This is a genomic window from Geodermatophilus sp. YIM 151500 (assembly GCF_025716945.1).
GTDB lineage: Bacteria > Actinomycetota > Actinomycetes > Mycobacteriales > Geodermatophilaceae > YIM-151500.
The window spans coordinates 319194-333181 of record NZ_JAOVZT010000001.1 but is presented as its reverse complement, the minus strand read 5'-3'; the positions used below and the strand labels follow the sequence as shown (position 1 = coordinate 333181).

Below are 13988 nucleotides of genomic sequence, written 5' to 3'. Positions count from 1 at the left end.
TGGTGCGACCGTGGCTGGTGCGACCGTGGCTGGTGCGACCGTGGCTGGTGCGACCGTGGCGGACGTCGCGTTCGCTCCGCCCGTTTCCCTGTCATCCGGGCCGTTGGGCGCGGTGCAGGCCGCTGACCGCGAGATCGCGCGGCAGACGGCGCTGCGAGCCCGCGCGGTGGCCGACTTCGCGGCCGGGCGCCCGGCGTCAGCCGACCGGCAGCAGGGGGAGAAGGGGGCGATGAGTGCCGAGCGCTGGGCCGCGCGGTCCGAGGAGCTCCGGCCGGTCAGCGAGTGGGCCGCGAAGGAACTGGTCGTCGCCCTGTCCGTCAGCGTCGAGTCGGCGGAGAAACTGCTCGATACGTCGTTGACGCTGGTGAACCGGCTGCCCGCGACGCTCGCCGCCCTCGAAGCGGGTGCGCTGCACGCGGGGCACGTCTGGCCGATGCTCGACAAGGTCGCCCCCATCGAGCGCGACGACGTGCGTGCCGAGGTCGAGGCGTGCCTCCTCGGGTGGGCGGCCGGCAGGGTCACCACCCCGGCCCAGCTGGGTGCCAAGGCGCGGCGGGAGGTGGCCAAGCGGGATGCCCGCGGGGCCGCCCGCCGCCTCACGCGGGCGCTGCGTGAGCGCGGGGTGTACTGGCGACCGGAGCACGTCGATGGCATGGGCTCGGTCGGCGCCGTGCTGACCATGCCGGAGTCCCAGGTCCTGTACGAGGCGCTCGGTGCCTACGCCGACGCTCTCGACGACGACCACGACGACGATCCCGACGAGCCGCCCCGGACGCGGGCGCAGAAGATGGCCGACTGCCTCATGGACCTGGTCCTGCGTCCTGGGGAGACCGATCTGCCGCCGGTACAGGTGCTGTTGACGGTCGTCGCCTCCGTGGGCGCGTTGCTCGGCGGGGACGAGCCCGGGGAGATCTCCGGCCAGCCGGTGCCGGCCGAGATGATCCGCCAACTCCTCCGCGGTCTCACCGGGCGACGGTCCCCGCTGACCGCGGAGCCTCCTGCCCCCGTCGACCCGCCCACGCCCGATGGGTCCCCCGCCCACACGGCCGTCGACCGCGCAGCCGCGCCGTTCCCCACCCGAGGCGCGGCGCCGGGTGGGCAGGACCCGGCGGTGATCAGCGCCACGGAGCCGACCACCGGCGCGGAGGCCCGCCGGCCCGAGCCGGAGTCGGCGCTCGAGCCGGGATCGGTACCGGAGCCGGGCTCGGCGCCGAAGCCGGGACCGGTGCCCGAGCGGGGCTCCCCGCCGGAGTCGGGACCGGCGCCCGAGCTGGGATCGGTACCGGAGCTGGGCTCGGTGCCCGAGCGGGGCTCGGTACCGGAGCCGGGCTCGGTGCCCGAGCGGGGCTCGGTGCCCGAGCGGGGCTCGGTGCCCGAGCGGGGCTCGGCGCCGGAGTCGGGACCGGCGCCCGAGCGGGGTTCGGCGCCGGAGCCGGATGCCGGCTGCGTCGAGGAGACCTGGCAGGAGGCCTGGCAGGAGGCCTGGCAGGAGATCGAGCAGCGCGAACTGTCCGCGTGGGCCGCCGAGATGCAGCGGCGGGTCCTGGCCGGTGAGCTCCAGGACCCGGACCCTATGTCGGACGACGAGTTCCTGGTCTGGGCGCACGCGGCCGCATCGGTGGCGAGCTCCCTCGATGGGAGAGACGACGTCGTCGGACTCGAGCAGATCGGCGGCACCGACCCCGGGCTCGACCCCATCGGCGGCATCGACCCCGGGCTCGACCCCATCGGCGGCATCGACCCCGGACTCGAGCAGATCGGCGGCACCGACCCCGGACTCGAGCAGATCGGCGGCATCGACCCCGGGCTCGACCCCTCCGCGGCTGGCCCCGGGCTCGACGCCTCCGCGGGTGGCCCCGATGCGCCGGCCGCACGAGGCGGCGATCCGTGCCCGGCGTACGGCGGAGACGGCCGCGACGGTCCTGAGCCGGGCCGCGCGCGGCGCAACGACGGACAGGGCTCCTCGGACCCGCCGGCGTCGGGCGGTGGCGACGCGGAGGAACCGCCCGGTCCGCCGGGGACCTCGCGCAACGCGGTCGCCGGCGAACTCCGCGCCGGGTGCCCGCCGGACGGGACCCGGTGGTGGGCCGACGCGGACCTTGCCGTGGACGAAGCGGGCCGGGCAGTGCTGCACGCCACGCGGGCGGTGGCGCATGCCCGGCGCATGGTGCACACGGCCTCCGTCGCCGACGCCGCCGACGAGGCGGCGTGGCGGGCCGGCCCCAGCGGCCGGGTCGATGCCGCCCGGGACGCGCTGGCGGCGCTGGAGGGGGCGGAGGGGGCCGAACGGGCGGTGCTGGCCGACCTGCTGACCCGGACCGGTGGCGGCGGACTGGCCGAGCGGCCACGGATCGCGCTCACCGACGCGGTCTCGGGTGCCCTGCTGGCGCTCACCGACCTCCCCGGGCTGCGCCGGGCCGCCCACTGCGGCGCGGATGCCTGCCGCCGTCGTCCCGAGCACTGCGACCACGACTTGACCGGCCGCCACGGACTCGGACCCCCGGGGCCGACCGAGGGGTACCGGCCCGGCGCCGAGCTCGACCGGTGGGTACGGGCGCGCGACCGGCGGTGCCGCTTCCCAGGGTGCCGACGGCGCGTGCCGCGAGGCGGTGAGCTCGATCACGACCGGCCGTACCCGATCGGGCCGACCAGCGCCGACAACCTCACCGGCTACTGCACGACCGACCACCGCGGGAAGCACCAGGCTCCCGACTGGCGCCAGCGGCTCGACGCCGACGGCACGCTCACGGTGACCACGCCGACCGGGTTGGTGGCGGTCACCACGCCGCCGCCGTACTGAGGTCCCGCCGTCAGAACGTCCGAGGCCCCGCCCGCCGCTTCGCGCGTCCGGCCGGCGCCCGTGTGTCCGGGGCGGCCCGTTGCGCCGACTGCGATCCGGCGGTCGGGTCCCACCGCGCGCCGGGCCGACATGGGTGTCATTCGCCCGACCTAGTCTGGGAGCCATGCCCGACCCGTCCACGTACCGCCCCGCGGTCGGCAGCATCCCGGAGTCCCCGGGCGTCTACCGGTTCCGCGACCCGAACGGCCGGGTCATCTACGTCGGCAAGGCCAAGAGCCTCCGGCAGCGGCTGAACAGCTACTTCGCCGACGTCGCCGGCCTGCACCCGCGCACCCGGCAGATGGTCACCACGGCGGCGTCGGTCGACTGGACCGTCGTCGGCACCGAGGTCGAGGCCCTCCAGCTCGAGTACAACTGGATCAAGGAGTTCGACCCGCGGTTCAACGTCCGCTACCGCGACGACAAGAGCTACCCGTCGCTGGCCGTCACGCTCGACGAGGAGTTCCCGCGGCTGCAGGTCATGCGCGGCCCCAAGAGGAAGGGCGTGCGCTACTTCGGGCCCTACGCGCACGCATGGGCGATCCGGGAGACCCTCGACACCCTCACCCGCGTCTTCCCCGCCCGTACCTGCTCCACCGGCGTCTTCAAGCGGGCCGGTCAGATCGGCCGGCCATGCCTGCTCGGCTACATCGGCAAGTGCGCGGCACCCTGCGTCGGCAAGGTCACCGCCGAGGAGCACCGGGCGATCGTCGACGGCTTCGTCGAGTTCATGGCCGGCCGCACCGACCAGATGATCCGCCGCCTCGAGCAGGAGATGGCCGAGGCCGCCGAGGCGATGGAGTACGAGAAGGCCGCCCGCCTGCGCGACGACCTCGGCGCCCTCCGGCGGGCGCTGGAGAAGCAGGCCGTCGTCCTCGGTGACGGTACCGACGCCGACGTCGTCGCCTTCGCGCAGGACGAGCTGGAGGCCGCCGTCCAGGTCTTCCACGTCCGCGGCGGCCGGGTGCGCGGCCAGCGCGGCTGGATCGTCGACAAGGTCGAGGCGGTCACCACCGGCGAACTGGTCGAGCAGTTCCTCCTGCAGGTCTACGGCGGGGTCGACGAGATGACCGGCGTCGGCGAGGCCGGGGAGTCCGTCCCCCGGGAGGTCCTCGTGCCCGAGCTCCCGGACGACGCCGACGTCTACGCCGAGCTGCTGGCCGAGCTGCGCGGCAGCAAGGTGAGCCTCCGGGTGCCGCAGCGCGGCGACAAGCGCGCCCTCCTCGAGACCGTCGAGCGCAACGCCAAGGAGGCCTTCGCCCGGCACCGGGTCAAGCGGGCCAGCGACCTCACCGCCCGCTCGCTCGCGTTGAGCGAGCTGCAGGACGCGCTCGACCTCCCGGACGCCCCGCTGCGGATCGAGTGCATCGACGTCTCGCACGTCCAGGGCACCGACGTCGTCGCCTCCATGGTCGTCTTCGAGGACGGTCTGGCGAAGAAGTCCGACTACCGCCGGTTCGCCGTCCGCCAGGGCTCCGACGACACCGCCGCGATGGCCGAGGTCGTCCGCCGCCGCTTCGCCCGGCACCTCAAGGAGGAGCAGGACCGCAAGGACGAGCAGGGGGTCGCCGCCGAGGAGGGCCGCCCGCGGAGGTTCGCCTACCCGCCGAACCTGTTGGTGGTGGACGGCGGCGCACCGCAGGTCGCCGCGGCCGCGCGGTCCCTCGACGAGCTCGGGATCGTCGACGTCGCCGTGTGCGGCCTGGCCAAGCGCATGGAGGAGGTCTGGTTGCCCGGAGAGGGCGACCCGGTGATCCTGCCGCGCACCTCCGAGGCGCTGTACCTGCTGCAGCGGGTGCGCGACGAGGCCCACCGCTTCGCGATCACCTACCACCGGCAGAAGCGGTCGACCAGCATGCTGGTCTCCGTGCTCGACGACGTCCCGGGTCTCGGGGAGACCCGGCGGAAGGCGCTGATGAAGCAGTTCGGATCCCTCAAGCGGCTGCGGGCCGCCACCGTGGAGGAGCTGATGGCGGTCCCCGGCATCGGCCGGCGGACGGCGGAGGCCGTGCTGACGGCAGTCGCCGAACCGGCCGGTGCGGCTCCGGACGGCGGCCCGGCCGGTGCGGCTCCGGACGGCGGCCCGGCCGACGGCGCGGAGGTGCGCGAGACCACCGGCGCGCCGGCCGGGCCGGCCGAGCGGGGGACGCCCACCGCCGGCGCGGGCAGCACCGCCGAGGTCGGGCGGGTGGCGTCGTGAGCGACGTCCGCGACACGCCGCACCCGGCCGGTGCGGCCGGGCACGGCCCGAGCCGGACGGGGGTGCCCGGCCAGGGCGCCCCGGGCCACGACCCGGGAAGCACCGAGACCCCGCCGCTGGACATCGTCGTCGTCACCGGCCTGTCCGGCGCCGGCAAGCTCAGCGCCGGTCGGGTGATGGAGGACCTCGGCTGGTTCGTGGTCGACAACCTGCCCCCCGCGCTGCTGCAGCCGATGGTCGAGCTCGGCGCCCGCGGCGACCTGCGCCGGTTCGCCGCGGTCGTCGACGTGCGCAGCCGGGCCTTCTCCAGCGACCTGCAGGAGGCGCTCCGGGCCCTCGCCGACGCCGGGCACCGGCCCCGCCTCGTGTACGTGCACGCCCGCGACGACGTGCTGGTCCGGCGCTACGAGTCGGTGCGCCGCGAGCACCCGCTGCAGGGCTCGGGCCGGCTGATCGACGGCATCGCGGAGGAGCGGGTGCTGCTCACCGACATCGCCGGCGAGGCCGACCTCTGGGTCGACACGAGCGACCTCAACGTGCACCAGCTGCGCGCCACCCTGGAGAACGCCTTCGCCCGCGACGGGCAGGCGCCCCCGCTCACGGCCACGGTGCTCAGCTTCGGCTTCAAGTACGGCCTGCCGCTGGACGCCGACCTCGTCGTCGACGCCCGCTTCCTGCCCAACCCGCACTGGATCCCCGAGCTGCGGCCCTACACCGGCCAGGACGCCGAGGTGCGGGACTACGTGCTCGGCCAGGACGACGCCAGTGCCTTCCTCGACCGCTACGTCGACGTGCTGCGGCTGCTCATCCCCGGCTACCGGCGGGAGGGCAAGCGCTACCTGACCCTCGCCGTCGGCTGCACCGGCGGCAAGCACCGCAGCGTCGCCATCGCGGAGGAGTTCGCCCGGCGGTTGACCGCCGACGGCGTCGCCGCCGTCGCCCGGCACCGCGACCTGGGCCGCGAGTGAGCGCCGGCGGCGGGCCGCCGCGCGTGGTCGCGCTCGGGGGCGGGCACGGCCTGGCCGCGGCGCTGGGCGCCTGGCGGCGGATCACCCCCGACCTGACCGCCGTCGTCACCGTCGCCGACGACGGCGGCTCGTCGGGACGGATCCGCCGGGAGATGCCCGTGCTGCCGCCCGGCGACCTCCGGATGGCGCTGGCCGCCCTGGCCGGCGACGACGAGCAGTCCCAGGAGCTCGCCCGGCTGCTGCAGCACCGCCTCGGAGGCACCGGCGTGCTCGCGGGCCACCCGGTGGGCAACCTGGTGCTCACCGGGCTGGTCGACATGCACGGCGGGGACATGATCCGCGCGCTAGACGACGTCTGCCGCCTGGTCGGCGCCTGCGGCCGGGTGCTGCCCATGGCCGACGTCCCGCTCGACCTGGTGGCGCGGGTGGAGAGCACCGATCCCGACGACCCGGCCCGCGTGCGCACCATCCGCGGTCAGGTGGCCATCGCCAGCACACCGGGGCGGGTGCGCGACATCCTGCTGTCGCCCCCCGACCCTCCGGTGAGCGCGGCGGTGACCGGGGCGATCGCCGCAGCCGACGTCGTCTGCCTCGGCCCCGGCTCCTGGTACACGTCCGTGCTGCCGCACCTGCTGGTCCCGCGCCTGCACGACGCCCTGGCGGCCAGCGGGGCCCGCGTGGTCGTCGTCCTCAACCTGGAACCGCAGCCGGGGGAGACCGACGGGTTCTCCCCGGAGGAGCACCTGCGGGTGCTGCAGGCCCACCTGGGCGGAGTGGCGTTGCACACCGTGATCGCGGACGAGGGCTCGGTGGTTGACCGGCATGGTCTCCTGTCTGCGGTGCGCGGGTGCGGCGCCGAGCTCGTGCTGGCGCCGGTCGCCGCGCTCGACGGCGCACCACGGCACGACCCGGCGCGCCTCGGCGCGGCCCTGGCCTCCGTGGTCGGGGTGCGATGAGGCGCGGTCGGGGATGCGGACCGGGCGGGTGCCGGAAGGCACCCGGATCGGTAGCGGGTGGACGGAGGGCCGCATGATGGCGGTCCGACGGTCGGGGAGCTGTGCCCCGGGGGAACGTGGGGGTGGAGACGACGTGGCGATGACCTGGTTGCTGAGAACCCGGTCCGGAGGAGGTCGACGGGCGGGCAGCGCGCGCCCGCGGCCGGGAGGGGGGTGGCCCGCGTGGCGATGACCGCCATGGTGAAGGACGAGCTCTCCCGCGTGGAGTGCACCAAGACCTCCGAGCGCAAGGCGGAGGTGACCGCCCTGCTCCGCTTCAGCGGGGGGCTGCACATCGTCGGCGGGCGGGTGGTCATCGAGGCCGAGCTGGACACGGGCTCGGTGGCCCGCCGGCTGCGCCGGGACATCAGCGAGGTGTACGGATACACCAGCGGGGTGAGCGTGCTCGCCGGCGGCAACATCCGCCGCGGCGTCCGCTACCTGGTCCGCATCGCCAAGCACGGCGAGGGCCTGGCCCGCCAGACCGGTCTGGTCGACCAGCGCGGCCGGCCGGTGCGCGGCCTGCCGCCGTCGGTGGTCTCCGGCGGCATCAACGACGCCGAGGCCGCGTGGCGCGGCGCGTTCCTCGCCCACGGCTCGCTCACCGAACCCGGCCGCTCCTCGTCGCTGGAGGTGACCTGCCCGGGCCCCGAGGCGGCCATGGCGCTCGTGGGCGCCGCCCGCCGGCTGGGCATCGCGGCCAAGGCCCGCGAGGTCCGCGGGGCCGACCGGGTCGTCGTCCGCGACGGCGACGCGATCAGCGCGCTGCTGACCCGGATGGGCGCGCACGACGCCGTCCTGGCCTGGGAGGAGCGGCGGATGCGCCGCGAGGTCCGGGCCACCGCGAACCGGCTGGCCAACTTCGACGACGCCAACCTGCGCCGCTCCGCCCGCGCCGCGGTGGCCGCCAGCGCCCGCGTCGAGCGGGCGCTGGAGATCCTCGCCGGCGACGCCCCCGAGCACCTGCTGGTCGCCGGCCGGCTGCGGCTCGAGCACGGCCAGGCCTCGCTGGAGGAGCTCGGCCAGCGCGCCGACCCGCCGATGACCAAGGACGCCGTCGCCGGGCGCATCCGCCGGCTGCTCGCGATGGCCGACAAGCGGGCCAAGGACCTCGGCATCCCCGACACCGAGTCGGTCGTCACCGAGGACATGCTCGCCAACTGACCGCCACGGCTCCCGGTCGTCCCAGGCGGGCGACCGGGAGCCGGCCGCGCCGCCGACCGATAGGGTTCGTCGCGAGCGAGGCCGCGGCGCCGCGGCCCCCGACGTGACGGATCACGACTGTGGGAGGTCTCCAGTGACGGTACGGGTGGGCATCAACGGTTTCGGCCGGATCGGCCGCAACTTCTGGCGCGCGGCGGCGGCCAGCGGCAAGGACGTCGAGATCGTCGCGGTCAACGACCTGACCAGCAACGAGGTGCTCGGCCACCTGCTGAAGTACGACAGCGTGCTGGGCGTCCTGAAGGACGACGTCGCCGCCGACGGCGAGGGCATCAAGATCGGTGGCAACACCATGAAGGTGCTCTCCGAGCGGGACCCCGCCAACCTGCCGTGGGGCGACCTCGGCGTCGACGTCGTCGTGGAGTCCACCGGCTTCTTCACCAAGGCCGCCGACGCCCGCAAGCACGTCGACAAGGGCGGCGCCAAGAAGGTCATCATCTCCGCGCCGGCCACCGACGACGACATCACCGTCGTCATGGGCGTGAACGACGACCTGTACGACGGCTCGCAGACGATCATCAGCAACGCGTCCTGCACCACGAACTGCCTGGCCCCGCTGGCCAAGGTGCTCAACGACGCGTTCGGCATCGAGCGCGGCCTGATGACCACCATCCACGCCTACACGGCCGACCAGAACCTGCAGGACGGCCCGCACAAGGACCTGCGGCGCGCCCGCGCCGCGGCGCTCAACATGGTGCCCACCTCGACCGGGGCGGCGAAGGCGATCGGCCTGGTGCTGCCGGAGCTGCAGGGCAAGCTCGACGGCTACGCCATCCGCGTGCCCGTGCCGACCGGCTCGGCCACCGACCTCACGGTCCAGCTGGGCCGCGAGGCCTCGGCCGCCGACATCGACGCCGCCTACCGCGAGGCCGCGGCCGGCCCGCTCGGCAAGTACCTGACCTACACCGACGCGCCGATCGTCTCCTCCGACATCGTCACCGACCCGTCGTCGTGCATCTACGACGCGAAGCTGACCAAGGTCTTCGGGCCGATGGCCAAGGTGCTCGGCTGGTACGACAACGAGTGGGGCTACTCCAACCGGCTGGTCGACCTGACCGAGCTGGTCGGCAAGTCCCTCTGATGCAGTCCCTGGACGACCTGCTGGCCGAGGGGGTCCGCGGGCGGCGGGTGCTGGTGCGCACCGACCTCAACGTCCCCCTCGACAAGCAGACCGGCGCCATCACCGACGACGGCCGGATCCGCGCCAGCCTGCCCACCCTGGAGGCGCTCCGCGACGCCGGGGCGCGGATCGCCGTCGCCGCCCACCTGGGCCGCCCCAAGGGCGCGCCCGACCCGCAGTACTCCCTCGCCCCGGTCGCCGCGCGGCTGGGCGAGCTGCTCGGGCGGGAGGTGCCGCTGGCCGCGGACGTGGCCGGCGAGGACGCCGCGACCCGGGCCGCCGCGCTCGGCGACGGCGACGTGCTGCTGCTGGAGAACGTCCGCTTCGAGGCCGCCGAGACGGCGAAGGACGACGCCACCCGCGGGGAGCTGGCCGACCGGCTGGCCGCGCTCGCCGACGTCTACGTCGACGACGCCTTCGGCGCGGTGCACCGCAAGCACGCCTCGGTCTACGACGTGGCGCAGCGGCTGCCGCACTACGCCGGCCGGCTGGTGGCCCGCGAGCTCGACGTCCTCACCCGGCTGACCACCGATCCCGACCGGCCGTACGTGGTCGTGCTCGGCGGCTCGAAGGTGAGCGACAAGCTGGCCGTCATCGAGGCGCTGCTGCCCAAGGTCGACCGGCTGCTCGTGGGCGGCGGCATGTGCTTCACCTTCCTGGCCGCCCAGGGCGCGGAGGTCGGCGGTTCGCTGCTGGAGACCGACCAGGTCGACACCTGCCGCCGGCTGCTGGCCGAGGCGGGCGACCGCATCGTGCTGCCGGTCGACGTGGTGTGCGCCGCCGACCTGACCGCCGACGCGGAGACCACGGTCGTGCCCGCCGACGCCATCCCCGCCGACCTCAAGGGCCTGGACGTGGGCCCGCGCACGGTCGAGGCCTTCGGCCGCGAGCTGGGCGGCGCGCGGACGGTGTTCTGGAACGGCCCGATGGGCGTCTTCGAGCTCGCGCCGTTCCAGGACGGCACCCGCGGCGTCGCCCGGGCGGTGGCCGCCGTCGACGGTCTGTCCGTCGTCGGCGGCGGCGACTCGGCCGCCGCCGTGCGCCAGCTCGGCCTCGACGAGGACGCCTACGGACACATCAGCACCGGGGGCGGGGCGTCGCTGGAGTACCTCGAGGGCCGGCAGCTGCCGGGCCTCGCGGTGCTCGCCGACTGAACCGGCCGACGAGAGGACGACGCCATGGCAACCGCCGCCCGCCGGCCGCTGATCGCCGGCAACTGGAAGATGAACCTCACCCACCTCGAGGCGATCGGGATGGTCCAGAAGGTCGTCTTCTCGCTCAAGGAGCGGGAGCTCGACGCCGCCGAGGTCGTCGTGCTGCCACCGTTCACCGCGCTGCGCAGCGTGCAGACCCTCGTCGCCGGCGACAAGCTGCCGATCGGCTACGGCGGGCAGGACCTCTCCGCGCAGGACTCCGGTGCCTACACCGGCGAGGTCAGCGGCGCGATGCTCGCCGCGCTGGCCTGCAGCTACGTCGTCGTCGGCCACTCCGAGCGCCGGGCGATGCACGACGAGGACGACGCCGTGGTGCGCAGCAAGGTGCAGGCCGCGCTGCGGCACGGCCTGGTGCCGATCCTCTGCGTGGGGGAGGGGCTCGACGTCCGGCGGGCCGGCGGGCACGTGGCGCACTGCACCGCCCAGCTCGACGCCGCCCTCGACGGCCTGTCCGCCGAGCAGGTCGCCCCGGCCGCGGACGCGACCGGCGGGGGCGTCGTGATCGCCTACGAGCCGGTGTGGGCGATCGGCACCGGGGAGGTGGCCACCCCGGAGGACGCCCAGGAGGTGTGCGGCGCGCTGCGGGCGCGGCTCGCCGAGCGCTTCGGGAGTGACACGGCGGCCACGGTCCGTATCCTCTACGGCGGGTCGGTGAAAGCCGCCAGCACGGCCGGGATCCTGGCCGGGCCGGACATCGACGGTGCGCTCGTCGGCGGGGCCAGCCTCGACGCGGACGAGTTCGCGCAGATCTGTCGGATCGCCGCCGACGGCAGCTGAGCGCCCGCTGCCGCCGCGGCGCAGCAACGCGAGGGGCGAGCAGCAGCCAGTGCACACCATCGGAGAGCGGCTGCCCGGGTGGGCCCGGGCGTGGACGCCGCGCCGTCTGCTCGCCGCCGCGGCCGTCGCCGTCCTCGTGCTGGTCGTCGCGATCAGCTGCGGGGGTGGCGCGGGCAGCCGCGCCGACGTCCCGGTCCAGGCCGACGGGCCCGACGCCGGGGTCGCCGGCGTCCGGGCGCCCTCGGAGGAGAGCGGCGGCACGCTGCGCGTCGTGGCCGGCGAGATCGACAGCCTCGACCCGCAGCGCTCCTACCTGCCGGGGGTGTGGAACCTGATGCGGCTCTACGTGCGCACCCTGGTCACCTACTCGCCGCAACCCGGTGCCACCGGCGAGCTGGTGCCCGACCTCGCCACCGACCTCGGCTCCACCCCCGACGGGGGCCGGACCTGGACGTTCACCCTGCGCGAGGGGGTGCGCTTCGAGGACGGCCGGCCGATCACCGCCCAGGACGTCAAGTACGGCATCGCCCGCTCGTTCGCCTCCGACGTCGTCGTCGGCGGCCCCACCTACGTCGTCGACCTGCTCGACGACCCGGCCAACCCCTATCCGGGCCCCTACTCGACCGCGGAGGACGACCCGCAGCTCGTGTCGGTCGAGACGCCCGACGACCGCACGGTCGTCTTCCGCCTCCGGACGCCGACGCCGGACTTCCCGTACGTCATGGCGCTGCCGTCGAGCAGCCCGGTACCGGCCGAGGCCGACACGCGCGGCGACTACGGCCGGGACCCGGTCTCCTCCGGCCCCTACGCGGTCACCTCGATCGATCCGGAGACCGGGGTGGTGCTCGACCGCAACCCCCAGTGGGACCCGGCGACCGACGACGTCCGGACCGCGCTGCCCGACCAGGTGGTGGTCCGCACCGGGCTCAGCGGGCTCGAGCGCGACCAGGCGCTGCTGGCCGGCTCGGCGGACATCGACGTCTCCGGCGCCGGGGTGCAGCAGGCGACGACGGCCCGCATCGCCGACGACGAGCAGCTGCGCGACCGGGTGGACGACGTGACGACCGGCGCGCTGCGCCTGCTGGCCCTGCCGACCGACGTCGCCCCCTTCGACGACCCGGCCTGCCGGGCGGCGGTCGCCGCGGCGATCGACCGGGCCGCCGTGCAGGAGCTGCTCGGCGGCGCCGGCGACGCGGTGCGCACCTCGCAGCTGTGGCCGCGGGCGCTGCGCGGCGGACCCGAGGAGCCCGATCCCGCGCCGGACGCCGCCGCCGCCCGGGAGGCGCTGGCCGCCTGCGGCCGGCCCGACGGGTTCTCGACCGTGCTGGCCGTCGCCGACGCGCAGACCAGCCTGGACGTCGCGCAGGGGATCGCCGGCCAGCTGGCCGCGGTGGGCATCCAGGCCGAGATCCGCGCGCTGCCCGCGACCAGCTTCTACGCCACCGACGTCGGCAGCCCGGACAGCGTGCGCGACAACGGCTACGGCATCGTCCTGGTCACCTGGACGGCGGACTTCCCGACGCCCGGCTCGTTCCTCGTCCCGCTCGTCGACGGCCGCAGCGTGCAGCCGGTGGGCAACACGAACTACGCGCGGTTGACCGATCCGGAGGTGACGGCGCTGGTCGACGCGGCGCTGGCCGCGCCGGACCCGGAGGCCGCCCGCGCGGGCTGGCGCGAGGTGGCCACCGCCGCCCGCGCGACGTCGGCGTACGTGCCGCTGGCCGAGACCCGGGTCCAGCTGGTCGCCGGGCAGCGGCTGCGCAACGGCGTGGTGATGCAGCCCTACGGCGGTTACGACGTCGCCACCGCCGGCGTCCGCTGATCGTCGGTTAGGCTCGACGACCGGGACCGGCCGGCTGCAGCCGGCCGCACGCGAACGGGCCCGCGGGAGCGCGGGCGGGAGAGGTCATGATCGAGCTGGTGCTCAACCTGCTGCTGGTGCTCACCAGCGTGCTCCTCATCGTGCTGATCCTGCTGCACCGCGGGAAGGGCGGCGGACTGTCGTCGATGTTCGGCGGCGCGGTGTCCTCCTCCCTGGCCGGCTCCTCGGTGGTCGAGAAGAACCTCAACCGGCTGACGATCTTCTGCGCGCTGGTCTGGACCGTCTGCATCGTCGGCCTGGGCATCCTCGTCAAGGTGAGCTGAGCGGCCTAGCCGGCCGGGGCGCGGCGCGCGGCGACCGCGCCGTGGTGCGAAACGTGACCTGGATCGGCCCCTGCAGGCCCTAGACTGCCCGCGCGGCGTGCGCGCCGTGCGACCCGGGCAGCGAGGATCAGGGGGCCGTTCGTGGCTGGTGGCAATGCGATCCGGGGCACCCGGGTCGGGGCAGGTCCGATGGGCGAGGCCGAGCGCGGCGAGGCCGCACCCCGGCAGCGCACGTCGTTCTGGTGCGAGCGCGGGCACGAGACGCGGATCGCCTTCGCCAGCGACGCCGACATCCCGGAGCTGTGGGACTGCCCGCGCTGCGGGCTGCCGGCCGGCACCGACCGCGACCAGCCGCCCCCGGCGCCGCGCACCGAGCCCTACAAGACCCACCTGGCCTACGTCCGCGAGCGGCGCTCCGACGCCGACGGCGACGCGCTGCTCGAGGAGGCGCTGACCCGGCTGCGCACCCGCCGCGGCGCCTGAGCGCCCGGGCGCCCGATCCCCGGGCG

11 protein-coding genes are annotated in these 13988 nt (G+C 75.3%); all 11 read left to right on the top strand.

Annotation, left to right across the window (positions count from 1 at the left end):
* Positions 1-112 precede the first annotated feature (112 nt).
* Entirely contained in the window at positions 113-2800 is a 2688-nt protein-coding gene (locus tag OF117_RS01480) for an HNH endonuclease (protein WP_318014214.1), read from the top strand.
* A 163-nt stretch (positions 2801-2963) separates the two neighbouring features.
* Positions 2964-5039, top strand: a complete 2076-nt coding sequence (uvrC, locus tag OF117_RS01475) for an excinuclease ABC subunit UvrC (RefSeq protein WP_263551015.1) — start codon at positions 2964-2966, stop codon at positions 5037-5039.
* Positions 5036-6007 carry an RNase adapter RapZ gene (gene rapZ / locus OF117_RS01470; protein WP_263551014.1) on the top strand — a complete coding sequence of 324 codons (972 nt, stop codon included), beginning with the start codon at positions 5036-5038 and terminating at the stop codon, positions 6005-6007. Before uvrC ends, rapZ begins: the two co-directional genes overlap by 4 nt.
* A gap of 23 nt (positions 6008-6030) precedes the next feature.
* Complete coding sequence (locus OF117_RS01465; protein WP_263551013.1) at positions 6031-6963, top strand: uridine diphosphate-N-acetylglucosamine-binding protein YvcK; 933 nt, start codon at positions 6031-6033, stop codon at positions 6961-6963.
* Positions 6964-7185: 222 nt separating this feature from the next.
* Entirely contained in the window at positions 7186-8166 is a 981-nt protein-coding gene (whiA, locus tag OF117_RS01460; RefSeq protein WP_263551012.1) for a DNA-binding protein WhiA, read from the top strand.
* A 133-nt stretch (positions 8167-8299) separates the two neighbouring features.
* Entirely contained in the window at positions 8300-9304 is a 1005-nt protein-coding gene (gap, locus tag OF117_RS01455; RefSeq protein WP_263551011.1) for a type I glyceraldehyde-3-phosphate dehydrogenase, read from the top strand.
* The gene (locus tag OF117_RS01450) at positions 9304-10497 is read left to right on the top strand and encodes a phosphoglycerate kinase (RefSeq protein ID WP_263551010.1); all 1194 of its coding nucleotides are present in this window, start codon (positions 9304-9306) and stop codon (positions 10495-10497) included. The genes gap and OF117_RS01450 overlap by 1 nt, the downstream gene beginning before the upstream one ends.
* Before the next feature lie 24 nt (positions 10498-10521).
* Positions 10522-11334, top strand: coding sequence for a triose-phosphate isomerase (gene tpiA, locus OF117_RS01445; RefSeq protein WP_263551009.1), 813 nt, complete (start codon positions 10522-10524; stop codon positions 11332-11334).
* Between the two features lie 49 nt (positions 11335-11383).
* The gene (locus OF117_RS01440; protein WP_263551008.1) at positions 11384-13156 is read left to right on the top strand and encodes an ABC transporter substrate-binding protein; all 1773 of its coding nucleotides are present in this window, start codon (positions 11384-11386) and stop codon (positions 13154-13156) included.
* A gap of 86 nt (positions 13157-13242) precedes the next feature.
* A complete protein-coding gene (gene secG / locus OF117_RS01435; RefSeq protein WP_263551007.1) occupies positions 13243-13479 on the top strand; it encodes a preprotein translocase subunit SecG in 237 nt (78 codons plus the stop codon).
* Between the two features lie 141 nt (positions 13480-13620).
* Complete coding sequence (locus OF117_RS01430) at positions 13621-13962, top strand: RNA polymerase-binding protein RbpA (RefSeq protein ID WP_263551006.1); 342 nt, start codon at positions 13621-13623, stop codon at positions 13960-13962.
* Positions 13963-13988 lie beyond the last annotated feature (26 nt).

What these genes read in the sequence shown, in the direction of transcription:
- uvrC (WP_263551015.1), top strand. Translation starts at nt 2,964, where the DNA reads ATGCCCGACCCGTCCACGTACCGCCCCGCGGTCGGCAGCATCCCGGAG.
- OF117_RS01450 (WP_263551010.1), top strand. Translation starts at nt 9,304, where the DNA reads ATGCAGTCCCTGGACGACCTGCTGGCCGAGGGGGTCCGCGGGCGGCGG.
- tpiA (WP_263551009.1), top strand. Translation starts at nt 10,522, where the DNA reads ATGGCAACCGCCGCCCGCCGGCCGCTGATCGCCGGCAACTGGAAGATG.
- secG (WP_263551007.1), top strand. Translation starts at nt 13,243, where the DNA reads ATGATCGAGCTGGTGCTCAACCTGCTGCTGGTGCTCACCAGCGTGCTC.